This window comes from Microbulbifer salipaludis (assembly GCF_017303155.1).
Taxonomy (GTDB): domain Bacteria; phylum Pseudomonadota; class Gammaproteobacteria; order Pseudomonadales; family Cellvibrionaceae; genus Microbulbifer; species Microbulbifer salipaludis.
This window is the reverse complement of the sequence record NZ_JAEKJR010000003.1, coordinates 139022-162033: the sequence shown is the minus strand read 5'-3', so window position 1 is coordinate 162033 and position 23012 is coordinate 139022. Positions and strand designations below refer to the sequence as shown.

Sequence of the window (23012 nt, the reverse complement as noted above, 5' to 3'; positions counted from 1 at the left end):
GTGCGGCGTGTAAGAAAGCGCGCACTCCGGCGACCACTGTTCAGTGAACAGTATGTTACTGAAACAGTATTGGTGAAAACGGGAGCGGATTATGGATGGGGCACACAGTGGGATCAACGGGATTTACAGCGCTTTTCTGCGGGGCTTGCGGCCGCTGGATGGGCTGGGTCCTCTGGCGCTGCGGCTGTTTCTCGGGCCCATTTTCATCCTCGCCGGCTGGAACAAGCTCACCGGCATTGAGAATGTGGCGGCCTGGTTTGGCAACCCGGACTGGGGCTTGGGGCTGCCTGCGCCCCTGTTGTTGGCCTGGCTGGCGGCGCTGACGGAATTTTTGGGTGGCATCGCCCTGGTTCTGGGGCTGGGGGTGCGTCTCGCCGCAATCCCGCTGATGTTCACCATGCTGGTAGCGGCGGTAGCCGCGCACTGGCAGTACGGCTGGCACGCACTGCCGGAGCAAACGCTCACTATGCCCTGGGAATGGCGCACGGACCTGATTGAACAGGCGGCGGTGCGCAAGGAAAAGGCGGTGGAATTACTCAAGGCCCACGGGAACTACGGCTGGCTGACCGAAGCGGGTAATTTCACCGTGCTGAAAAACGGTATCGAGTTTGCGGCCACTTACTTCGTCATGCTGCTGGCGCTGCTGTTTACCGGTGGCGGGCGCTTTGTGAGCCTCGATTACTGGATTGCCCGCCAGCGGGGTCTTCTGCAGGATTAGGGCCGGGCAGGCGGCTGGGCCCGCTATTGACTCGCGTTCTCCTTATAAATGATATACTCGCCGATTATTTAACCCGTTGCCGTGTCCAGTTGGTCACCGGCATGTCCGGAGACGCACTGTTGCAGGCGCGCCCGGAGTAATTGAGCGAGCAATCTTTTGATAGGCAAGTTTTTCCGTCGTTCCACTGACAAGTCTGAAAACGCATCCAAAGAGCCGAAGCCCGCGGCTGCAAAGCCCGATGACAGAGCTGAAAAGCGCTCGGCCGAAGAAGGCAAGTCGGCCGGCAGCGGCCGCCCGCGCAACCGTCGCCGCGGCGGCGCAGAAGACGGGCGTGACAAGGGTGGTAAACGGAAGGAACCCCGTGCCAAGGCCCCGCAAAAGCCCTGGAGCCTGGACGAGTTCCAGGTGCCGGAGCAGGAAGGCAAGGTGCGTTTCCACGACCTGGACCTGCCGCTGCCGCTGATGCATGCCATTGCCGACCTGGGGTTCGAGTACGCTTCCCCCATCCAGGGCCAGTCGCTGCCACATACCCTCAATGGCCACGATCTGGTGGGTAAGGCGCAGACCGGTACCGGTAAAACCGCGGCCTTCCTGATCACCGTGATCGACGATCTGCTCAAGCACCCGTTTGAGGGAGAGCGCTACGCCGGCGAGGCGCGCGCACTGATCATCGCGCCGACCCGCGAGCTGGTGATGCAGATTGCCGACGATGCCAAGGGGCTGTGCAAGTACACCGACCTGGAAATCCACACGCTTGTAGGCGGTATGGATTACCAGAAGCAGCAAAAAGCGTTGAATGAGCGCTTTGTGGATATCCTCGTGGCCACCCCTGGCCGCCTGCTGGATTTCGTCAGCAAACGGGATTGCTTCCTCGATCAGACCGAGATCCTGGTGATCGACGAGGCGGACCGCATGCTGGATATGGGCTTTATCCCCGATGTACGCCGCATTGTCCGCCAGACCCCGCGCAAGACCCACCGCCAGACCATGTTCTTCTCCGCTACCTTCACTCCGGAAGTGGACGATCTGGTGGAGCAGTGGACAACCGATCCTGTCACGGTGGAAATCGAGCCGGAGCACGTGGCCACCGATACGGTGACCCAGCATGTGTACCTGGTGTCGGGCGACGAGAAATATCCGCTGTTGTTCAACATTGTGCAGCAGGACGATGTCGAAAGCCTGATTGTGTTCGCCAACCGTCGCGACCAGTGTCGGCGCCTGCACGAAAACCTGGTGGCCCACGGTATCAATGCCGGGTTGTTGTCCGGTGAGGTGGCGCAGAACAAACGTGTGCGCACCCTGGAAGATTTCAAAACTGGCAAGTCCAAAGTGCTGGTGGCCACCGATGTGGCAGGGCGGGGTATCCATATCGATGGCATCAGCCACGTGGTGAATTACACCTTGCCGGAAGAGCCGGAAGACTACGTACACCGTATCGGCCGTACCGGCCGCGCGGGCAAGAGCGGCACCTCCATCAGCTTTGCCTGTGAAGACGACGCCATGCGTCTGGAGCCCATCGAGAAACTACTGGGCAATAAACTGACGTGCGAGGTTCCGCCGGAGGAACTGCTGGTGAAGCCGCCGCAGGTCCATGTGAAACGCAGCAGCGGTGGCGATCGCAATGACCGCGGTGGCAATCGCGGTGGACGCCGCAGCGGTGGCGGCGGCCGGCCCCGTCGCTAAGGCTTTGGGGCCTGTTTTTTCCACTTTTGTGATTTGTCTTATCGTCTAGTTATATGCTTTGTTAGCAATAAAAAACGCGGGTAGCTGAGCTGGAGAGCTACCCGCGTTTTTTTATGCCTGTCACTTTTTGTCGTTTGGGCCTTCGATGCCCTTGGGCCACTGTTTTGTTTCCACAGCCGGTGGTTGATCGAGCGGAATATTCCGTCCGTTGGGGCCTTTGCCGGGGTCGCCTTCGGTCCAGATGCGCTCTACCCACAGTACGGTTCCGCCGGCCACCGCCGCGGGCATCACAAAGATATTCAGGATCGGCACCATCTTCGCCAGCATCACACTGCCGCCAAAGCCGAGGGTGGTGAACTTCTTGCGCAGGAGTACGCTTTTCAGTTCCGTGAACGAGCGCTGGTGGTTGTCCAGCGGGTAGTCCACGTACTGGATTGCCATACACCAGGCCCCCCAGAGTGCGCCGAGAATGGCGGGAATAAAGACCGTCCAGCTGGTGAGCAGGGCAATCACAAAGATCACGATACCCCAGCCGATAAAGTACATCAGCTTACGCAGTTCCCGGCCCAGGGTGCGGAACACCATGCTGTGCAGTGCTTCCGGGGGCGGGGGGTGGCCGGTGAGGAGTTCTTCGACCTTTTCTGCGAGCAGGCCGTTAAACGGTGCGGCAATGATGTTGGTGATGATGCCGAACAGGTAACCGTAGACAAAGAAGAACAACAGCACCACGACGATGGCGATCAGCCACGCCAGCCACTGAAACACGCTTGCCGCCCAGTCTGCGCCCGTGGCCAGAATCGCTCGCCACCAGGACATGTCGGAGGTGTCGACCGGGGTGTCGGACAGCAGGCTGCCGATATAGCGGCCAAGGTCGTCGAACTGGCTGACCATCAGGACGCCCAGTGCGATAAACAGCACCAGGTTGATCAGCAGCGGCATAATGATAAACGGGCGCAGCTCCTTCCGGGTGAGCAGCTGTGCTCCCCGGACTAATGCGTGTGCGCCGTGTGCCGGGTTGGAAGTCATGATTTACTGTGCTCCTGCGGCCTTCAGAATGTCGGCATACTCGGCACTCTGTTCGTGTTCACTGATCCGCGCCAGCAGTGTCTGGCCTTCAGGGCTATGGCTGTTCAGGTTCAGCCCCTGTTCATTGAACAGGCGCACGAAGGTTTCAAAATTCTCCGCTTTCATACCGCGGTAGGCGCGTTCCAGCAGGTAGAAATCCCGATTGAATCCTTCCGGTGCTTCACCCACTAGAAACCCGGCGATACGATCATCGTCGAATACTTCACCGAGGACTTTTTGCTTGTCTTTTTTCAGGCTCACTTGTTAATTCCTTTCGTGCTCTGATCTTAATTTAGTGCCTATCTTCAGGTCAGCCCGCTGCTGGGGTGCCTTGTGGCGGTGGTGCGGCCGGGGCTTGTTTGTGCGAAACACGAGCTAGGCGCCCCCCCGTTAACCCATCCCTGGGGGCTCTTCCGCGAGGTCCCTCTCGCGGAAGGTTTCGCAAACAAGCCCCGGCCCCACCACCTTCGCATCGAGGTATAGCGCTTCCGAGAAACTGATGTGTATTGCTACGAAGCGCAATTGTTCAAATCTAAGGGCAAGTGCCGGGTGAGAATTTTCGAAAGCGTCGGCGACAGGGACGTCGCCGACGCAGCGTACAGGGATGTATTTAAAGCGGTTTCGAAAATTCTCACCCGGTGCTTGGCCGCCACCGGACCTGCAATAACGCGGGCCCGATAACATGGATCAACTTATAAGAGCGCGTCCAGTTTCTCTTTCAGAATCTTGTTGATCATCTGCGGATTCGCCTGTCCCTTGGAGGCCTTCATGATCTGGCCCACAAAGAAGCCCATCATTTTGGGTCGCTTGTCCGGATCCGCGTTGCGGTAATTTTCGACCTGGGAAGCAGAAGCCGCGATCACATCGTCCACCATCTTCTCAATGGCCCCGGTGTCGGAAACTTGCTTCAGCCCCTTGGCTTCAATCACCGCATCGGCATCACCATCACCATTCGCCATCGCCTCAAACACCTGCTTGGCAATCTTCGAGGAAATGGTGTTGTCCTTGATGCGCGCAATCAGGCCCGCCAGGTGTTCCGCAGAGACCGGCGAATTGTCGATGGACTTTTCCTCGCGGTTCAACAGCGCCGCCAGCTCACCCATCACCCAGTTAGCCGCCAGCTTCGGCTCGCCACTCTTGGCCGCTACCTGCTCGAAGTAATCCGCCGTAGCGCGCTCCTGAGTCAGCTGATCCGCATCGTAGGCAGAAAGACTGTATTCCTTCTCAAAGCGCGCACACTTCGCATCCGGCAACTCCGGCAATTCACCGCGCACCTGCTCGATGTAATCGTCGGTGAGCACCACCGGCAGCAGGTCCGGGCAGGGAAAGTAGCGGTAATCGTTGGCCACTTCCTTGCTGCGCATGGAGCGGGTTTCATTTTTGTCCGCGTCGTACAGGCGCGTTTCCTGCACCACCTTGCCGCCGTCTTCGATCAGGTCGATCTGGCGCTGGGCCTCTACCTTGATCGCCTTTTCGATAAAGCGGAAGGAGTTCAGGTTCTTGATCTCGGTGCGGGTGCCCAGTTCTTCTTCGCCTTTCAGGCGGACTGACACGTTGGCGTCACAGCGCAGCGAGCCCTGGGACATGTCGCCGTCGGAAATGCCCAGGTAAGTGACGATACTGTGGATTTTTTTCAGGTAGGCAACCGCCTCCGCGGCGCTGCGCATATCCGGTTCGGACACAATTTCGATCAGCGGGGTACCGGCGCGGTTGAGGTCGATGCCTGACATTCCATGAAAATCTTCGTGTAAAGACTTGCCTGCATCTTCCTCCAGGTGCGCATGGTGCAAGCGGATGGTCTTGCTGCTGCCGTCTTCCAGATGAATTTCGATCTGGCCTTCGCCAACGATCGGCTTTTCCAGCTGGGTGGTCTGGTAGCCCTTGGGCAGGTCCGGGTAGAAATAGTTTTTGCGCTCGAACACCGAGCGCTTGCCGATTTCCGCGTTCATGGCGAGGCCGAACATCACCGCGAAGCGGAAGGCTTCTTCGTTAGGAACCGGCAAGGTGCCCGGCATGGCCAGGTCAATCGCACAGGCCTGGGTGTTGGGGGCGGCACCAAAGGCGGTGCTGGCGCCGGAGAAAATTTTCGATTGGGTGGCCAGTTGCACATGCACTTCCAGCCCGATAACGACTTCCCATTCCACGTCGCTTCTCCTTATTCCTACTTATTGTGCCGCCGGGGCGGTTTGCTGGTGCCAATCACTGGCGAGCTGGAACTGGTGCGCCACATTGAGCATGCGCGCCTCGTCCAGGTAGTTGCCAATGATCTGCAGGCCAACGGGCAGGCCGTGGGCGAAACCGCAGGGGATAGACATGCCGGGCAGGCCGGCCAGATTGGTGGCGATGGTGTAAATGTCTTCCAGATACATGGCCACCGGGTCGGCATTTTTTTCACCCAGCTTGAACGCGGGGTTGGGGGCGGTGGGGCCCATGATCACATCGACCTTGTCGAAGGCGTCGACAAAGTCCTGTTTGATCAGGCGGCGCACCTGTTGCGCCTTGTTGTAGTAAGCGTCGTAGTAGCCGGCGGACAGGGCGTAGCTGCCTACTAAAATGCGGCGTTTTACTTCCTCGCCGAACCCTTCACCGCGGGAGCGCATATACAGGTCGCGCAGGTCCGCCGGGTTTTCGCAGCGGTAGCCGTAGCGCACCCCGTCAAAGCGGGACAGGTTGGCGGAGGCCTCTGCCGGGGCAATCACGTAATAGGCGGGTACCGCCAGCTTGCTGTGGGGCAGGCTGATTTCCACCAGTTCGGCGCCGAGCTGTTCATACGCCTTGAGGGCTGCCTGTACCTGCGCGCCCACCTCGCTGTCGAGGCCTTCGCCAAAGTACTCACTGGGTACGCCAATTTTGAGCCCCTTGATGGAGTCGCCCAGGCTGGCGGTGTAGTCCTGCGCTGGGCGATCCAGACAGGTGGAGTCTTTTTTGTCGGGGCCTGCCATCACAGACAGCATCAGTGCGGCGTCTTCGGCGGTGCGGGTAATGGGCCCGCCCTGGTCGAGGCTGGAGGCGAACGCAATCATGCCCCAGCGCGATACCCGCCCGTAGGTGGGCTTGAGGCCGGTGGTGCCGGTCATGGCCGCCGGTTGGCGGATGGAGCCGCCGGTGTCGGTGGCGGTGGTACCGGGTACCAGTAATGCGGCAACTGCAGCGGCGGAACCGCCGGAAGAGCCGCCGGGAATCCGCTCGATGTCCCAGGGGTTTTTCACCGCGCCATAAAAGCTGGATTCATTGGAGGAGCCCATGGCGAACTCGTCCATATTGGTTTTGCCCAGGCTCACCGCGCCCGCCTGCTGGAAGTTGTCTACCACGGTGGCGTCGTAGGGTGGCACGAAGTTGTCGAGCATCTTGGAGCCGCAGCTGGTGCGTACGCCACTGGTGCAGAAGATGTCCTTGTGGGCAATGGGCACGCCGCACAGGGCTGGGGCGTCGCCCTTGGCAAGGCGCGCATCCGCGGCGGTGGCCTGCTTGATGGCCTGGTCGCCGGTGACGCTGATGAAGCTGTTGAACTGGTTGTCCAGTTGTTGGATGCGTTCCAGCAGGTGGCTGGTGATCTCCACGCTGGAGAACTGTTTGTCGCGCAGGCCGCGCATGATCTCGGCGATGGTCAACTGATGCATGGGAAATCCGGTTTCTTGTCTATTCTGTATTCGCTTGCAGCGGGCGGGTCGCTGTTAGATTGCTGCTAGGTCGCGGTAAGGTCGCTGTTAGGTCAATGAATCGAATCGCTCGGTCAGTCGATGACCTTGGGTACCAGAAACAGGCCCGCTTCCGTTTGTGGCGCCAGGGCGAGGAATTCTTCGCGGCGGTTGGGCTCGGTGACTTCGTCTTTGCGCAGCACCTGCACCTCCTCGAGGGGGTGGGCCATAGGCTCGACGCCGTCGGTGTTGACGGCCTGCAGCTGGTCGACCAGTTGCAGTACGTCGCCCAAACGGCTGCTGACTTCGTCTATGGTTTCTTCGGAAATGGCGATGCGGGCCAGTTCGGCCAGCTTTTCAACGGTTTGCGCGTCCACGGCCATGGGGGTAGAGACTCCAGCTTCTCATTGGCTAAATTGCGGCCAGGCCCGGTTTGCCGGGGCTGGCGGGAACAGAAGGAGCGCAAATTTAGCATATCTGTGGGGGAATCTCTTTATTCTTATTTATTAAGGGGTTCCTGAGCCTTGCCCTAAACCCGCGCCGTTGTTAGAGTTTGCCGATTATGGTCAGGGCGCGGTTGCGCCCGGCTGATTCGCACAAGAGCGGACGAAAACGCCGCCCGGAACACAGAATTTATTGCGCGGACTCACTACCCTGTAGCGCTTCCCTGCCGGGGAGCTCCAGTCGGCGCTCGCGGCACCTGACCCGGATTGGGTGTTGTACATCAGAATTAAGGTAATCGAATTCCATGTTTAAACGTTTGCGGGGCATGTTCTCCAGTGATCTCTCCATCGACCTGGGTACTGCGAATACGCTGATCTACGTGCGCGATCGCGGCGTCGTTCTCGATGAACCCTCCGTTGTGGCCATCCGCCACTACAACGGCACCAAGATCGTGGAAGCGGTGGGTGTTGAGGCGAAGCGCATGCTGGGCCGTACCCCGGGGAATATCACGGCTATCCGCCCGCTGAAAGACGGGGTGATTGCAGACTTCCAGGTCACCGAGAAGATGCTGCAGCACTTTATCAAGAAGGTGCATGAAAACAGCTGGATGCGCCCGAGCCCTCGGGTTCTGGTGTGTGTCCCTTGCCAGTCCACCGAGGTGGAGCGCCGTGCGATTCGCGAATCCGCCCTCGGTGCCGGTGCCCGCGAAGTGTGGCTGATCGAAGAACCCATGGCTGCTGCTATCGGCGCCGGCCTCAAGGTAGAAGAAGCCAGTGGTTCCATGGTGGTGGATATTGGTGGCGGCACCACCGAGATTGCCATCATCTCCCTGAATGGCGTGGTCTATTCCGACTCCGTGCGTATCGGTGGCGACCGCTTCGATGAGGCCATCGTCAACTATGTGCGTCGCAACTACGGCAGTGTGATCGGCGACGCCACCGCCGAGCGCATCAAGGAAGAGATCGGCTGTGCCTACGCGGGCAGCGAAGTGCGCGAGATCGACGTGCGTGGCCGCAACCTGGCCGAAGGGGTGCCGCGCAGCTTTACCCTGAACAGCGACGAGATTCTGGAAGCACTGCAGGAGCCGCTTACCGGTATCGTGCAGGCGGTGAAGAGTGCGCTGGAACAGTCGCCGCCCGAACTGGCGTCCGACATCGCCGAACGTGGCCTGGTGCTGACCGGCGGTGGCGCGCTGCTGCGCGACCTCGACCGCCTGCTGATGGAAGAGTCTGGCCTGCCGGTGATCGTGGCCGACGACCCCCTGACCTGTGTTGCCCGCGGTGGCGGCCAGGCGCTGGATATGATGGACAAGAGCCGTCTGTACCTGGTCTCCAACTGATTTTTTTGCGATAAGGATGCGGCGCCAGGGACTGCAGGCGCCGCCGCTCTACAAGCGCAGGGAAATGCGCGAGCCAATAACAACAGCTGCTAACAGCAGCACTGCGTAACAGGTCGATGGGGGCCGCCCATTAAACCGCTATTTACCCGAGGTCCGTCACCGGAGTCCCGCATCATTGTGCTGGGCACGCTGGCGACCGCACTGATCCTGATCAACCTCTATACCGACTGGCTGGATCCAGTACGCGAGCGCCTGTCCAGTCTTTCCGCCCCCTTTTACTGGATTACCGGCACCCCCTCCCGTGTCGGTGGTTGGGCGGGCGAGCAGCTGCGCACCCGCGAAGAGCTGCTGGAAGAAAACAGCCGCCTCAAGCATCAGGTGATGCTGCTGGAGCAGCAGACCCAGTTGCTGGCTTCGGTGCGTGCGGAGAATACCCAGCTCAAAGAACTCATGAACTCGGCCGAGAGTGTGGATCAGCGCGTGCTGGTGGCACAGGTGATCGGCGTGTCTCCGGATCCGCTGGAGCATGTGCTGATCATCGACAAGGGGCGCAGCGATGGCCTGGAGCAGGGGTCGGCGATCATGGATGCCAGTGGCCTGCTGGGCCAGGTCATCGAAGCCGGGGATATTTCGAGCCGGGTGCTACTGATTACCGATGCCAATCACGCGCTCCCCGTACAGGTGCTGCGCAACAGCGTGCGCGCGGTGGCCGAGGGGACCGGTGATCTCTACCGCCTGAAGCTGCGCCACTTGGCCAACACCAGCGATATCCGCGAAGGGGACCTGCTACTCAGTTCCGGTCTCGGTGGTCGTTTCCCCGCCGGTTATCCGGTGGGGGAGGTCATTGGGGTCAAGCGTGACCCTGGCCGCGCCTTTGCCGAAGTGGATGTGCAGCCGCGGGGGCGCATGAACCGCAGCCGTTTTGTGCTGGCGGTGATTCACGATGAGCAAAATGGCGTCAGCGGCCTGGAACAGCAGCTTGGCGATGGTTTGGTGCCTCGGGACTGAATCCATGGAAGCCCACAACCGCTGGTTCATTCTGCTGACGATTTTTGTTGCCCTGCTGCTGGCGGTGATGCCGTTGCCCACCAGCTGGCTCTGGTTCCGCCCGGCGTTCTGTGCACTGCTGGTGATCTTCTGGACCACCCGGATGCCCCAGGAGCTGGGGGTCGGTTTTGCCTGGGTGGTGGGGCTGGTGGAAGACCTGGTTACCGGATCGACGCTGGGCGCGCACGCACTGGCGCTGGCGGTGTTGGCGTACTTCAGCCTGCTCACCTATCGCCGGACACGGGCATTCAACCCGGGGCAACAGCTGATGTGGGTTTTTGTGCTGGTCGGGATCAATCAGCTGCTGGGTAACTGGGTGCACAGTCTGGCGGGCAAGCCGGTGCCGGGCCTGACTTTTTTGTGGCCGGCCCTGACCACGGCGCTGCTGTGGCCACTGATCACGCCCTGGCTACACGGCGCGGCCTCCCGGCTACAGATACGCTGATCTCGCCGGGGCAAATCGTGCGCCTTTGCCCGATTCGAGCAAAATAATGTTAAGTGGCGCACGCGGCGCGGTTATTTTTCGAGCAATAACGCTATAATCGGGCTTTTCGCTGACCATACTTGCTTCACCAATAACCATAAGTCGTGCCTGTGCCAAATTCCGAAAAAGAACAGCGCCTGATCCTCGCCTCCGCATCCCCGCGGCGGGCGGAACTGCTGATGCAGATTGGTGTGCCATTCTCGTCTGCCGCGACCTCGGTCGAAGAGCGGCGTCATCCCGATGAATCCCCTGAAGCCTACGTATTACGCCTGGCCGAGGAAAAGTCCCGCGCGGGACTCAAGCTGCTGGATGACCCCAATACCTGGTCGCTGGGGGCAGATACCCTGGGTGTGGTGGATGACGAAATCCTGGAAAAACCCCGCGATTTCACCGATTTTGCCCGCATGATGCGCCTGATGTCCGGCCGCGAGCATTCGGTGTTGACCGCAATCTGCCTTACCGGCGCCGAGCAGTCGTTCAGCGAGGTGGTGGAGACCCGGGTGCGGTTCCGCGAGCTGGACCGGCGCCTGATCGAGGGGTACTGGAACACCGGGGAGCCGGCCGACAAGGCGGGCGGTTACGGTATCCAGGGCATGGGTGCGCTGCTGGTGGCCTCTATTCATGGCAGTTACAGCAATGTGGTGGGCTTGCCCCTGGAAACCCTCGGCGGGTTTCTGGAGCGCGCAGGTATTCCCTACTGGCAATTCGACAAGCGTGCGGTTGGTCATTCAAGTGGCGCAGGGACGATTTAGGAGTTACGCCCAGTGAGCGAAGAGCTACTTATCAACGTGGCGCCGATGGAAACCCGTGTGGCACTGGTTGAAAACGGTGTGCTGCAGGAAGTGTATCTGGAGCGCACCGCCAGCCGTGGCATCGTGGGCAATATCTACAAGGGCAAGGTGGTGCGGGTGCTGCCCGGCATGCAGGCCGCGTTTGTGGATATCGGCCTGGAGCGGGCGGGCTTTATCCATGCCTCGGATATTGCCCCGCTGGACGAGGACGGGATGGAGTCCCGCGAAGGCGATGTGGCCGATATCCGCGCTCTGGTGCGGGAGGGGCAGTCGCTGGTGGTGCAGGTGGTCAAGGACCCCATCTCCAGCAAGGGCGCCCGTCTCACCACGCACCTTTCGGTTTCCGCACGCTACCTGGTGTATATGCCGCAGACCCGGCATATCGGCATCTCCAACCGTATTGAAGATGAATCGGAACGCGAGCGCCTGCGGGAGCTGGTGGACCTGGCCTCGGCAAAGCTCGCCGAGGAGGGGCACAGCGGCGATGGCGGCTTTATCCTGCGCACCGTGGCCGAAGGCGTAAGCGAGGAAGAGCTGCTGCGCGATATTCCGTTCCTGTACAAGCTCTGGATCGAGCTGGAACAGCGTATCAAGCTCGAGAAAGCGCCGGCGATCATCTATGAAGACCTGCCCCTATTCATGCGCGCGCTGCGCGACCTGGCGCGCCCCCACACGGAAAAAATCCGTATCGACTCCCGCGAGGCCCACGCGCGTGCGGCCAAATTCACCGGCAAGTACGCACCGGAAATCGCCCCCAGGATCGAGCATTACCCCGGCGAACGCCCCCTGTTTGACCTCTATGGTGTCGAAGAGGAAATCCGCAAGGCGCTGCAGAACAAGGTCACCCTGAAATCGGGTGGGTACCTGATCGTCGAGCAGACCGAGGCCATGAGCACCATCGATGTGAATACCGGTGCCTTCGTGGGGCATCGCAATCTGGAAGAGACCATCTTCAAGACCAACCTGGAAGCGGCCACGGCTATTGCCCGGCAGCTGAGGTTGCGCAATCTCGGTGGCATCATCATCATCGACTTTATCGATATGCAGGATACCGAGCACCAGCGCCAGGTACTGCGCACCCTGGAAAAATCCCTGGAGCGGGACCACGCCAAGAGCAGTATCACCGGTGTGTCCGAGCTGGGCCTGGTGGAAATGACGCGCAAGCGTACCCGCGAATCCCTGGGGCAAATTCTCTGTGAGCCCTGCCCGGTGTGCGCCGGGCGCGGTACGTTGAAAACCGCAGAAACGGTGTGTTATGAGATTTTCCGCGAGATTATTCGCGAGGCGCGGGCCTACGACAGCGAAAAGATCATGGTGCTCGCCAGCCAGGTGGTAATCGACCTGCTGCTGGATGAGGAGTCCGCCAATGTGGCGGACCTGGAAGAGTTTATTGCCCGCCCCATCCAGTTCCAGGTGGAGCCTATTTACAACCAGGAGCAGTACGACATTGTACTGGTGTAAGTTCATCACAGGCGTCGTTTGCGGCGGCCCCAACCTGTGCGCTCGTGGTTTCGGGAGGCAATCCTGATGCTGTGGCTACGCTGGTTCGCCCGCAAATTCTGGCTGCTGGTGGTGATCCTGGTGATCTCCCTCGCCATCCTGGTGCAGACGGGGCGTATCCTGTCGCCGCAGGTGGGTAAATACAGCCCGGAAATCGGCCACTGGCTTTCCGCGCGGCTGGGCGCACCGGTACAACTGGAACATATCGCCCTGCGCTGGCAGGCGCTCGAAGTGGCGCTGCAGATCGACGGTCTGAACATCGGCGATTCGGGGCAGGTCAAGCTTGCCCGAGGGCTGTTTCACCTCGACCTGCTGGCCAGTCTCTGGAACCGGGAACTTATCTGGAAAAACCTGGAAGTCGACGGCTTTTCCGCGCAATTGGAGCAGCGCGCAGAAGGCGGCTGGCAGGTGCAGGGCTTTCCGCGGGTGGGCGCGCCCGCCGACGCGGGTGTGGCACCCGGTGACGCCGGGCTGCGCTTGGGCGATCCGGCGCGGATTTTCCAGCTTGGCCCGAAGGTACTGGTCCGCGATGCCAGTATTGGGCTGACGCTCACCGATGGGCAGTCCGCCAACCTGGAATTGCGCGAGATCCAGCTGGAAAACAGTGGTGTGTTCCACCGCCTTGTTGCCCGGGCGTTCGTCACCGGGGCGATGGAAAGCCTGCACAGCGGTGAAGAGAGCCTGCGCCTGGTATTGGAGGGGCGCGGCAACCCTCGCGACCACGACGAATTCTCCCTCAAGGGGTATGTGCAGCTGAATGAACTGCTGGTGGATGCAGACCTGGTTGCCCTGGTGTATCAGCTGTTACCGCTGCCAGAAAAGCTCTACTGGCCCGGTCGCAAGCTCGCGGGCGGTCGGCTGTGGCTCAGTTCCGATGCAAAGAATGGCTACAGCCTGCGGGGCGACCTGAGTCTTGCACAAGTCGCCGACGACGGGCAGGGCGCAGTCGAAGGGGAGCATGATGCCGATGCGGGGCGTGCTCTTGAAACCCTGAATGCCCTGTCCAGCAAACTGTCCGGTCGCTGGCGTCCCGGGGACTCCTGGGAACTGGTGCTGCAGGATCTGGGGCTCAACTGGCAGCAGCTGGAAGTGCCGGACGTGAATCTCCAGGCGAGCGGGGATCAGTCGGGTAACCTGCAGCTGGCGGTGGACCAGATCGAGCTGCAGGCCTGGCACCGGGTGCTGAAAGTGCTCGAGCTGATACCGGAAAAAGCCGACGAGTGGCTCAATGCCCTGGACCCGACCGGCGAGCTGCAGAATGTGCGTCTGGCGCGCGTTGATGGCGAACTCACCCTGGCCGCGAACCTGCACGATGTCGTGGCGGGGGCGCACCGCGGCGCTCCCGCGGTTAGCGGGGTGAATGGCTATTTGTTCCTGAATGGCCAGGGTGGCCGTGTGGAGCTGGCCAGCAACGAGGGTTTCAGTGCGCATTTCCCGGTGCTCTACGATGCGCCGTTTGAGTTTGGCAGCGCCCGCGGCACCGTTGCGTGGGATGTCGATCGCGCGCACAACACGATTTCTATCTACTCCGGCCCGATTCAACTGGACGCCATTACTGACGAGCAGCCAGGGCGCCCGTCCACTGGTGGTGCTCCTGCTGCCGCCTTTAGCGGACAATTCCTGTTGCAGATTCCCGTGGTGCCGCATACCCGTGCGGCGGACTTCACCCTCGCGCTCGGGCTGCGCAATGTTGCGGTACAGGAGCAGCGCCACCTGGTGCCCACGGTCGTCAGCGATGATCTGCGTCGGTGGCTCGATCAGAGTATCGGCAAGCGCAATGCCGGCCGCATCCCTGCCGCGGGCTTGATCTACCGCGGGTACAGTTATCGTGAAGGGGAAGACCAGGATCTGCTGGCGCTGGGCGCGCACGACTTCCGCAATACGGTGCAGCTGCAGGCCGATATTCGCGACAGCAGCCTGGCCTATGCCCCCGACTGGCCGGTGGCGGAACACGTGGACGGCCATCTGGGCATCAACGACCGTGAAGTACTCGTGGTTGCCCCCAGCGCGAAGCTGTGGGATGTCTCGGGGGCGAATGTATCGGTGCGGATATCCCCCGAGCCCACCGGTTCCAGGCTGGATGTGCGGGCGGAGCTGGCGGGCCCCGCCGCCGATGGTTTGAAAATCCTGCGCGAGTCGCCATTGCGTGAGCGTCTCGGCACAGCGTTCGATAGCTGGGATCTCGGCGGCACCATGCAGGGAACCCTGCAACTCAGTCAGCCACTGGGGGGGGCCGATTTTGCACCCAGCCAGCAAGTAGACGTGGCGCTGTCGGACGCCCATCTGACCTTGCAAAACCTGAATCTGGACATCCATGGGCTCGACGGCAATGTGCGCTACCACAGTAGCGATGGTCTCAAGGGATCCCGATTCCGTGGCCGCTTATGGGGCAAGCCGCTGCGTGCTTCCATTGCGCACCTGGGGCAGGGCGAAGACCGCGATACCCAGGTGGTGGTGCACGGTGAGGCGGTAACCGAGAGTATCGGCCAGTGGAGCGGGCGGCCGGAATTGCAGTGGCTCGATGGTGCGCTGGATTACACCGCGCGCGTGACCATTCCGGCTCAGGCCAAAGAAAAACCTTATGCCGCTGTGCTGGAATTGTCTTCCGACCTGGAGCAGGTGGCGGTGCAGCTGCCGGCACCGCTGGCCAAGCCCGCCGGTGAGAAGTCACGGTTTGTACTGCGGGTGCCCATCGGCGCGCAGGGTAATCTGTACCACCTGAGTTATGGTGAGCACCTGCAGGGGCAGATCTGGCAGGTGGATGGCAAATTGGAGCGAGCGGCGATTGCCCTGAATGCGGAGGCAACGTTGCCCGCGTCTCCGGGTATTGCCGTGATGGGGCATCTACCAGTGGTGGATCTGCCGCCGTGGCAAGAAGCCCTGTCGATCTATACCGACGCGGCCCCTGCGATTGCCGACGGGCCGGCCGCAGTGGCTGTCACCGACGGGGCGACTGCCGCAGCCAGTGACGAGAACCCGCTGCCGATTCGCCTCGATCTCAGCACGGATCTGTTGCAGGTCTCCGAGACCACCCGCATCGACAATATCCACGTGCGTGGGCGCGGCCTGGGGGCAGATTGGCTGCTCGATTTCGATAGCGAGACCGCTGCGGGCAAGCTGAGCGGCACCCTCAACTCGGCGACGCCCATGCAACTGGCGCTGGAACATCTGCGCCTGCCACCGCTGGCGGCAAAAGAGGGCTCGGCGGTGGGTGACAGCGATACTGAGGCCCCCGCCTCCCTGGCAGCGCGCCTGCAGGATCGTTGGAAGGGTTTTGATTTTGCCAGTCTGCCGAGTGTGGATTTCAGCACCGAAACCTTGTGGATGGGCGATGAATCCATGGGCCCGTGGTCCTTTCAGTTGCGCCCGTCGGCACAGCGTCTGGTGGTGAGTGACATTGAGGGCACCCTGCGTGGTATCCGCATTGAGGGGCGCACCACGGGCGACAGCCGCCTGGGGGCGCAGTTGATGTGGATGCGCGATGACGATGGCAGTGAGTCTTCCCAGTTTATTGGCCGCTTGCGCGGCGAAAACTTGGGCCAGGTGCTGCAGTCGTGGGGACAGGAGGCCGCCATCGAGAGCCGCAGTGCGGTCTTTGATACCGCGCTGCGCTGGCAGGGGTCTCCCGCCATGCTGAGCCCCCAAAGCCTGAATGGTGAAATCCGCATCGATATCCGCAACGGGCGCTTTATGCGCGCCAGTGACAATGCCGGGACCTCGCTGCTGCGACTACTGTCGCTGTTCAACTTTGATACTTGGGCGCGCCGCCTGCGCCTGGATTTCTCCGACCTGGTACAGAGTGGCCTGACCTTTGACCGGGTACACGGCGAGGTGTATTTCGAGGGCGATGGTGAGCTGTTGATCGCGGTGCCGATCCAGGTGGAGGGGCCCACCAGCGAGTTGCAAATGGCCGGGCGGGTCAATTTGCAGCGGGAAGACTTGAATCTGACCCTGGTGGCCACGTTACCGGTGGGCAACAATCTCGCTTTTGTGGCGGCGCTGGCCGGTGGTTTGCCCGCTGCGGCGGGGGTGTACCTGATCAGTAAGGTGTTCAAGAAGCAGGTGGATCGGGTGGCCAGTGTCAGCTACCGCATCAACGGGGAGTGGGCGGATCCGGAAGTACGCTTTGACAAACTGTTCGATGACGGCGCTGCCGGGCGCGAGGGGCGCAGCGCGGTGGCACAGCGGCACAAGGAAAAAGCGGCACGGGAGGCCGCAACCCGTGCGGCATCGGCGGGAGTGGCAGCCCCCGAACAGGGTGTGCAGCAAGGCTCTGGCGGGTTGCCTGTGGAGGCCCCCGGCTCGCAGCGCCCACAGCCGCTCGGCGCTGGCTGATTTGATGCCAGTAGTTGCAAAAACCGAACAATTATTCGATATTTACCCGCAAGCGAATCGTCCATAGCGTTCGTACAACAATAAAGTCAGCATCAGAGGTGCGTCGCCAATGTCTGAGGTGGTCTCTTTGGCCGGTATTCCGTTCAATCGCTACACACTGTTCAAACTCTTCAAGTACACGGTTTACTGCCTGCTGGCGTACAACGTGTATGCGTTTTTTGTAGACAACCACGCGGCGGCCGGGACGGTATTCGCGGATGGCGTGAGCCTGGGGAAAATCATTGAGGCGTATAACGACTCTATCGATACGCTGGCCTGGGTGGTGTTGCTGCTGGTGTTTGAGCTGGAAACCTCGTTGTTGTCCGATGATCGCATCAAGGGCGGCACCAAGTGGTTGCTGAATGCGATATCGGCCATCTGCTATGTGTTCATCGTGTACTCGTTTTACGGGTATGTGTCGGAGATGGTGTCGCTGACCCATCTGCTACCGGTGACTGGCACCGCGTGTGAGCTGGCCAATAGCGGCGGCTGGTCGATGGTGCTGGAGCAGGATGAATACACGGCATTGACGGCGGCCAACTGCGGTTCACTGGCCGACCTCCATTTGCTGCGCCTGGCGGATGCGCAGGTGCTGGGGGATGCGGCGGTCTGGCGGGAAATTCAGTGGCTGGCGTGGGTTGATGTGATCAATGCCGGTGCCTGGCTGCTGGTGGTGGCGATTCTGGCGTTCGACGTGTGGCTGCAACTGCGCCACCAGTTGTCCGACTCCATCATGCGCTATTCCCAGGTGATCAAAGGGCTGCTGTATTTCACCCTGCTGCTGTGCGCCATCTACTGGGGAATCAACGGCAGCTTCCTGGACTTCTGGGATGCGTTCCTGTGGCTGGTGGCCTTCTTCTTTATCGAGATGAACCTGTTCGAATGGCAGGCTGAGACGAGCGCTGAGTGAGGGTTGGCAGCCTCTCGCCATTTCAGGTGAGCGGCGTTGTAAGCCCGGATTGTGGCGCCAAGGTGCTGGTGCGAGTATTTCGAATCGCTGTGAATACTTCCCTGTACGCTCCGGCGCCGCCATCCATGGCGACGACGGTTCGAAATACTCGCACCAGCCCCTTGTCTTAACTTCCGCCAGATGTATTCTGCATCGGCAACGCGCGGCTTCAGGGCCCGTCAATCGCTGCGGCTGGTCACTTCCAGCAGGTGATAACCAAACTGGGTTTTCACCGGCCCGTGGACCTTGTTTAACTCGTCGTTGAATACCACTTTGTCGAATTCCGGCACCATCTGACCCTGGCTGAATTCACCCAGATCACCGCCGTTGCGGCCGGAAGGGCACTTGGAATGCTGCTGGGCAATCTTTCCAAAATCAGCGCCGTCTTCAATCTGCTTTTTCAGATCCTGACACTGGGCTTCGCTTTCAACGAGAATATGGCGGGCGGTTGCTTTTGGCACGGGTGTCTCCCTTATTTCTACAACAAATAGATTCGTGAGCGGCAAGCTTAGTGTTTTACCGCCGATGGAGCCAGCTACTGGCCGGATAAAGCCGCAAAGGTGTTGCACTTGTTCACATCACCGCTGGTGAATCCCTCCCTGAACCAGTAGGCGCGCTGCTCGGCACTGCCGTGGGTGAAGGCGTCGGGGGATACGGCGCGACCGGCGCGGCGTTGCAGGTGGTCGTCGCCCACTGCGGCAGCGGCGCGCAGCCCTTCCTCGATATCACCGGGTTCCAGCATGTTGCGGTCGCGGTGTGCGTAAAAAGCCCACACGCCGGCGTAGCAGTCCGCCTGTAACTCGAGCATGACCGAGAGACGGTTGGCCGTGACTTTGTCGGCGCGCATACGAGCCTGCTGCACTTTTTCCGAGGTGCCCATCAGGTTCTGGACATGATGCCCGACTTCATGGGCAATGACGTAGGCGAAGGCGAAATCGCCCGGTGCACCGAGTTTCTTGAGTTCGTTCAGGAAACTTAAATCGAGGTACACCTTCTGGTCGCCGGGACAGTAAAAGGGACCAACGGCGGCCGAGCTCAGGCCGCAGGCGGAGCGCACCGCTTCGGTGTACAGCACCAGTTTGGGTGGGGCGTATTGCGAGCCCGCTTGTTGAAAGAGGTTGCCCCAGGTGTCTTCGGTGTCGGCCAGCACCACCGAGACAAACTGCGCCACCTCGTCATCGGGCGCGACGCCCTGTGTGCCCGGTGCCTGCTGGGAATCCGGGCCGAGGCTCGGGGATTCGGTGCTGGGCATCCCGCTGAACAGGTTGCCGCCAAAGTAGTAGAGTGCGCCCAGCGCCAGCAGGATAAGCCAGCCGCGTTTGCTGCGCAGTAAAAAGGGGGCGAGGGCGAGCAGGTTGCCGAGCCCTCCCATGCCACCGCCGCCACCGGGGGCTTTTTCCCCACGGCGATCTTCCACATTCGAACTTCTGCGACCCTGACGCCAGCGCATGGGAGCACCTCTCGTTTATCCTGCCGATTCACATCTGCGTATTGCTTTCAGCATAGAACAGTTGGCGCAGTTTTTTGTTTGATGCGCGGGAGATTATCCTTGCGCGTGGGATACCAGTGGTATCTTTGTCGCTTATCCAACCACCAGTGAGCCGAAACCTTGTCGTTGATACCTCTATTTCCTCTCAATATGGCGCTGTTTCCCGGCGTGACCTTGCCATTGCGGATTTTTGAGCAGCGTTACCTGCGCCTGGTGACCGAGTCCCTGAAAACCGATACCGGTTTCGGCGTGGTGTTGATCCGCAGTGGACGCGAGGTGGGACAGGCGGATGTGTGGCCGCTGGGGCTGTACGCGCGCATTGTCGACTGGAGCCAGGGGGAGGAGGGTTTGCTGCATATTGATGTGGCTGGCGATTCCCGTTTTCGCGTGCTGGACACCTTCCGCGAGGACGATGGGTTACTGATGGCCGAGGTGGAATGGCTGCCGGATGAAGAGTCGCACCCGGTGCCGGAGAGCTGCGATGGCCTGCTGGCGGTCCTGAACGAGCTGAAGCAGCATGCCGCCTCGCTGGCGCTGAAGTTCGCGCCGGTCGAAAGTGCCGAGGCGCTCTCCTGGCAGCTGGCGCAGCTGTTGCCCCTGGAAGATGCTGCGCGGGTAGAACTGCTGGCCAGTCACGACCCACTGGAGCGGCTGGCGAGTATTGCCGCCAACCTCGATCGCTGGGCCCGGGAATAAGTCTCACGCTGTTGGTCGATCGCGCAACAACAAAAATAATGCGGTAAACATTCTGAGTTGCTATGGAAAACATTGTCTTGCTTGGCGTTCTGCTGGTCCTCACCGTGATTGTCGGGGCGTTTATGGGGATCTTTGCGTTTGCCGAGGTCAAAAGCCTGCGCGGAGAGGTGCGCCGGCTGCGCGCGATGATCGAGAGCCTGCAGGCGGCTGGACTGACTGTTGAGCCGCATGGTCCCGGCAAAGCGGCTTCCTCACCGTCATCGACGCCACCGGCGCCGGTACCACCAGCGGAAGCCCCCGCACGTACTCAAATGCCCGATGCGGTACCCGATGAGGTGCCAACTAACGTATCGGAAATACCGAATAAGGTACCCAATGCAGTGCCGCCGGTGGCCGCCGCACGTACCGGTGCTCCGCCGCGGCCTGCCGTGGCCGTGCGGCGCACGCAGTTCTGGGTGCGTGTCCAGGAAAACTGGATGGTCTGGCTGGGCGGCGCCTGCGTTGCACTCGCCGGGGTTTTCCTGGCGCGCTACGGCATTGAGCAGGGGCTGCTTGGGCCCAGAGTGCGTGTGGCCGCGGGTCTGCTGACGGCGCTGGCCCTGTACGTGGCCGCGGAGGTGTTGCGGCGCAAGACTGGTGGCAGCCATCCAACCTTTGCCGCGCTCGCCGGCGGCGGGGCGATCACGGCCTTTGCCGCGATTCTGTCGGCGCTGCATCTGTATGACCTGATGGCGCCGGGATTGGCCTTCGGCCTGTTGGCGGTAGTGGCTCTGGTTACCCTGTGGTTGGCGCGGCTGCACGGGCCGGTACTGGCGGTGATCGGCATGCTGGGTGCTTACGGAGTACCGGCGCTGGTTTCTTCCGGCAGCGGCAATGTGCTTGGGGCGATGCTCTACGCGCTGATTATTTCCGTGTCGGTGTTGTTATTGCTGCGCCATGTCTACCGCAACTGGCTGTGGCTGGGGGTGCTCGCGGGCGCCCTCGCCTGGTGGTTGATCTCGTTGCTCGGACACCAGGCGGATGACTGGCGGGGTCTGTATCTGGCCGCGCTGGCGTACCTGTTGCTGGCCGTGGTGCCTGGGGACTGGCTGCTGACCGGGGAGGACCCGCAGTCTGCCGGCGGCCCTGCGGCAAAGATCACCCCGCTGGTCCTGCCGAGCCTGCTGGTGCTCGCGCTCGCCCAATGCCTGTCGATTTTGCGTGAGGGTTTCCAGCCAGAGGCGATCTGGGCGTGGAGCCCTCTGGCGCTGGTGATCCTGTGGGCAGCGCGGCGCAGGGGTAACCTCGCGCTGTTGCCCTGGGTGCTGCTGGTCGGCCAGCTGGTGGCGTGGCTCGCGACCCGCCTGGATTTCAGCGGGGCGCAGGGCGTGCGCCTGCTGCCTCTGCCGACAGAGCAGCAGGGGGGCTTTCTTCTCTATCTGTTGCTGAATGCTGTGCTGTTTGCGGGATTCGCCCTGTTCAATTACCGCCACGGGCTGGCGCGCTACTGGTGGGCCTCGCTCGCGGTGATGGCGCCACTGCTGTCGCTGCTGGTGGGCTATTTGCTGGCCGAAAGCTTCTTGCCCGTGTACTGGTGGTGCCTGTATGCGGCGGTGTTTGGGGGTGTGTTCATGTATCTGGGCGCGCGGGGGGCAACGCAGCACTGGCACAAGGGGATGGTGGTGTGGCTGTTTATCGCCGCACATTTCGCCTACAGCCTGGCGGCGTGTCTGTGGCTGCAACAGGCCAGTTTGACCCTGGCGCTGGCATTGCAGGCGGTGTCGCTGGCGTGGGTGATCCGACGCTTCGCGGTGCCGGCCCTGGGGTGGCTGCTGAAAGCGGTTCTGCTGCTGGTGGTGGTCCGGCTTACCCTGAATCCCTGGCTACTCAGCTACGCGGATGATACCCACTGGTCCCTGTGGACGTACGGCGGCGCTGCGCTGTGTGCCTGGCTGGCGGCGCGCATTCTGGCGCGGGCCGCAGAACGCGGTGTCTACCAGTCCACAGCCGACTGGTCCGAGGTGGCGGCCTGGCATCTGCTGGTGTTGGCGCTGTGGGCCGAAAGTCGTTACTGGCTGTACGACGGCAATGCCTTTGCCGCGCACTACAGTTTTACCGAGGCAGTGATCAACCTGTGGCTGTTCACCGGGCTGGGACTGGTGTACTACCGCAAGTCGTTGATTGCCGATCGCCTGGCGCGCTGGTACGACGGCTATGGCCGTCTGCTGATGCTCGCCGGGCTGGTGAACTACGGGAAAATCCTGTTTGCCACTGCCACCAGCGATCCCTGGGTGTGGCGCGATATCGACCCGCGCCCGCTGGTCAATATGCTGTTGCCCGCCTTTGGCGGGGCGGCTCTACTCGCACTGCTGGTCAGTCGATTCTATCTGCCGGGGGCGCGCAGGCTGGCCGGGCTGGTGGCTGCGGTCGCCGCCTTTGTGTGGGTGTCGCTGGAGGTGCGGCATCTGTGGCAGGGGGATATCCGGCTGGATACGCCGGCGCATACCGGGGAGTTGTACACCTACTCCGCGGTGTGGTTGGCCCTGGCCGTGACAGGCATTCTGCTGGGGAGCTGGAAGCGCTGGCGCAGTTGTTACCAGGGCGGGATGGCCGTGCTGGCGCTGGTGATCGTGAAACTGTTTCTGGTGGATATGTCGGGGCTCGAAGGCCTGCTGCGCGTGGCTTCCTTTATGGGGATGGGACTGGCGCTACTGGGTATCGCCTATCTGCATCAGAGGCTGGGCGGAAAAAGCGCAAGCCAGGTGCAATAACTGACTGCCCGCAGGCAATTTCCCGCAGCGCTTGCGGTATACTGC

The 23012-nt window shown here is 61.3% G+C and carries 18 protein-coding genes; 11 read left to right on the top strand and 7 right to left on the bottom strand.

Going from position 1 to position 23012, the window contains the following annotated elements:
- Positions 1-91 precede the first annotated feature (91 nt).
- A complete protein-coding gene (locus JF535_RS15915; protein ID WP_207004103.1) occupies positions 92-718 on the top strand; it encodes an HvfX family Cu-binding RiPP maturation protein in 627 nt (208 codons plus the stop codon).
- A gap of 156 nt (positions 719-874) precedes the next feature.
- Positions 875-2401 carry an ATP-dependent RNA helicase RhlB gene (gene rhlB / locus JF535_RS15910; RefSeq protein WP_207004101.1) on the top strand — a complete coding sequence of 509 codons (1527 nt, stop codon included), beginning with the start codon at positions 875-877 and terminating at the stop codon, positions 2399-2401.
- A 120-nt stretch (positions 2402-2521) separates the two neighbouring features.
- On the opposite strand, the gene cysZ is transcribed toward rhlB, so the two are convergent.
- The 5 genes from cysZ to gatC form a co-directional block, all read right to left on the bottom strand.
- On the bottom strand, positions 2522-3427 hold the full coding sequence (gene cysZ, locus JF535_RS15905) for a sulfate transporter CysZ (RefSeq protein ID WP_207004099.1): 906 nt from the start codon (positions 3425-3427) through the stop codon (positions 2522-2524).
- A gap of 3 nt (positions 3428-3430) precedes the next feature.
- Positions 3431-3727 carry a PA4642 family protein gene (locus tag JF535_RS15900; protein WP_207004097.1) on the bottom strand — a complete coding sequence of 99 codons (297 nt, stop codon included), beginning with the start codon at positions 3725-3727 and terminating at the stop codon, positions 3431-3433.
- A 431-nt stretch (positions 3728-4158) separates the two neighbouring features.
- Complete coding sequence (gene gatB / locus JF535_RS15895; RefSeq protein WP_340674213.1) at positions 4159-5625, bottom strand: Asp-tRNA(Asn)/Glu-tRNA(Gln) amidotransferase subunit GatB; 1467 nt, start codon at positions 5623-5625, stop codon at positions 4159-4161.
- A gap of 6 nt (positions 5626-5631) precedes the next feature.
- Positions 5632-7086: an Asp-tRNA(Asn)/Glu-tRNA(Gln) amidotransferase subunit GatA gene (gene gatA, locus JF535_RS15890; protein ID WP_207004094.1), complete on the bottom strand. Its 1455-nt coding sequence runs from the start codon at positions 7084-7086 to the stop codon at positions 5632-5634.
- A 113-nt stretch (positions 7087-7199) separates the two neighbouring features.
- Entirely contained in the window at positions 7200-7487 is a 288-nt protein-coding gene (gene gatC, locus JF535_RS15885) for an Asp-tRNA(Asn)/Glu-tRNA(Gln) amidotransferase subunit GatC (protein WP_066962635.1), read from the bottom strand.
- Positions 7488-7852: 365 nt separating this feature from the next.
- Between gatC and JF535_RS15880 the strand changes: the two genes are divergently transcribed.
- The 7 genes from JF535_RS15880 to JF535_RS15850 all read left to right on the top strand — a co-directional run bounded on the left by JF535_RS15880 (position 7853) and on the right by JF535_RS15850 (position 17993).
- Positions 7853-8887 carry a rod shape-determining protein gene (locus JF535_RS15880; protein WP_066962637.1) on the top strand — a complete coding sequence of 345 codons (1035 nt, stop codon included), beginning with the start codon at positions 7853-7855 and terminating at the stop codon, positions 8885-8887.
- Positions 8888-9064: 177 nt separating this feature from the next.
- The gene (gene mreC / locus JF535_RS15875; protein ID WP_340674206.1) at positions 9065-9895 is read left to right on the top strand and encodes a rod shape-determining protein MreC; all 831 of its coding nucleotides are present in this window, start codon (positions 9065-9067) and stop codon (positions 9893-9895) included.
- Positions 9896-9899: 4 nt separating this feature from the next.
- Positions 9900-10379 carry a rod shape-determining protein MreD gene (gene mreD, locus JF535_RS15870; protein ID WP_207004092.1) on the top strand — a complete coding sequence of 160 codons (480 nt, stop codon included), beginning with the start codon at positions 9900-9902 and terminating at the stop codon, positions 10377-10379.
- 149 nt (positions 10380-10528) lie between these two features.
- Positions 10529-11170, top strand: coding sequence for a Maf family nucleotide pyrophosphatase (locus tag JF535_RS15865; protein ID WP_207004090.1), 642 nt, complete (start codon positions 10529-10531; stop codon positions 11168-11170).
- 12 nt (positions 11171-11182) lie between these two features.
- Positions 11183-12670 (top strand): ribonuclease G, encoded by a 1488-nt coding sequence (rng, locus tag JF535_RS15860; protein ID WP_066962646.1) that lies wholly within the window; start codon positions 11183-11185, stop codon positions 12668-12670.
- Between the two features lie 66 nt (positions 12671-12736).
- Positions 12737-17044: a YhdP family protein gene (locus JF535_RS15855; protein ID WP_207004088.1), complete on the top strand. Its 4308-nt coding sequence runs from the start codon at positions 12737-12739 to the stop codon at positions 17042-17044.
- 109 nt (positions 17045-17153) lie between these two features.
- Positions 17154-17993, top strand: a complete 840-nt coding sequence (locus tag JF535_RS15850; protein WP_207004087.1) for a hypothetical protein — start codon at positions 17154-17156, stop codon at positions 17991-17993.
- Between the two features lie 218 nt (positions 17994-18211).
- On the opposite strand, the gene JF535_RS15845 is transcribed toward JF535_RS15850, so the two are convergent.
- Both JF535_RS15845 and ypfJ read right to left on the bottom strand, forming a co-directional pair.
- Positions 18212-18493, bottom strand: coding sequence for a peptidylprolyl isomerase (locus JF535_RS15845; RefSeq protein ID WP_207004085.1), 282 nt, complete (start codon positions 18491-18493; stop codon positions 18212-18214).
- A 74-nt stretch (positions 18494-18567) separates the two neighbouring features.
- Positions 18568-19482, bottom strand: a complete 915-nt coding sequence (gene ypfJ / locus JF535_RS15840) for a KPN_02809 family neutral zinc metallopeptidase (RefSeq protein WP_207004083.1) — start codon at positions 19480-19482, stop codon at positions 18568-18570.
- Between the two features lie 159 nt (positions 19483-19641).
- Here ypfJ and JF535_RS15835 point away from each other — a divergent pair, with 159 nt between their 5' ends.
- Both JF535_RS15835 and JF535_RS15830 read left to right on the top strand, forming a co-directional pair.
- Positions 19642-20217, top strand: a complete 576-nt coding sequence (locus tag JF535_RS15835; protein ID WP_207004081.1) for an LON peptidase substrate-binding domain-containing protein — start codon at positions 19642-19644, stop codon at positions 20215-20217.
- 62 nt (positions 20218-20279) lie between these two features.
- Positions 20280-22967: a DUF2339 domain-containing protein gene (locus JF535_RS15830; protein ID WP_207004075.1), complete on the top strand. Its 2688-nt coding sequence runs from the start codon at positions 20280-20282 to the stop codon at positions 22965-22967.
- The last annotated feature ends 45 nt before the right edge of the window (positions 22968-23012 follow it).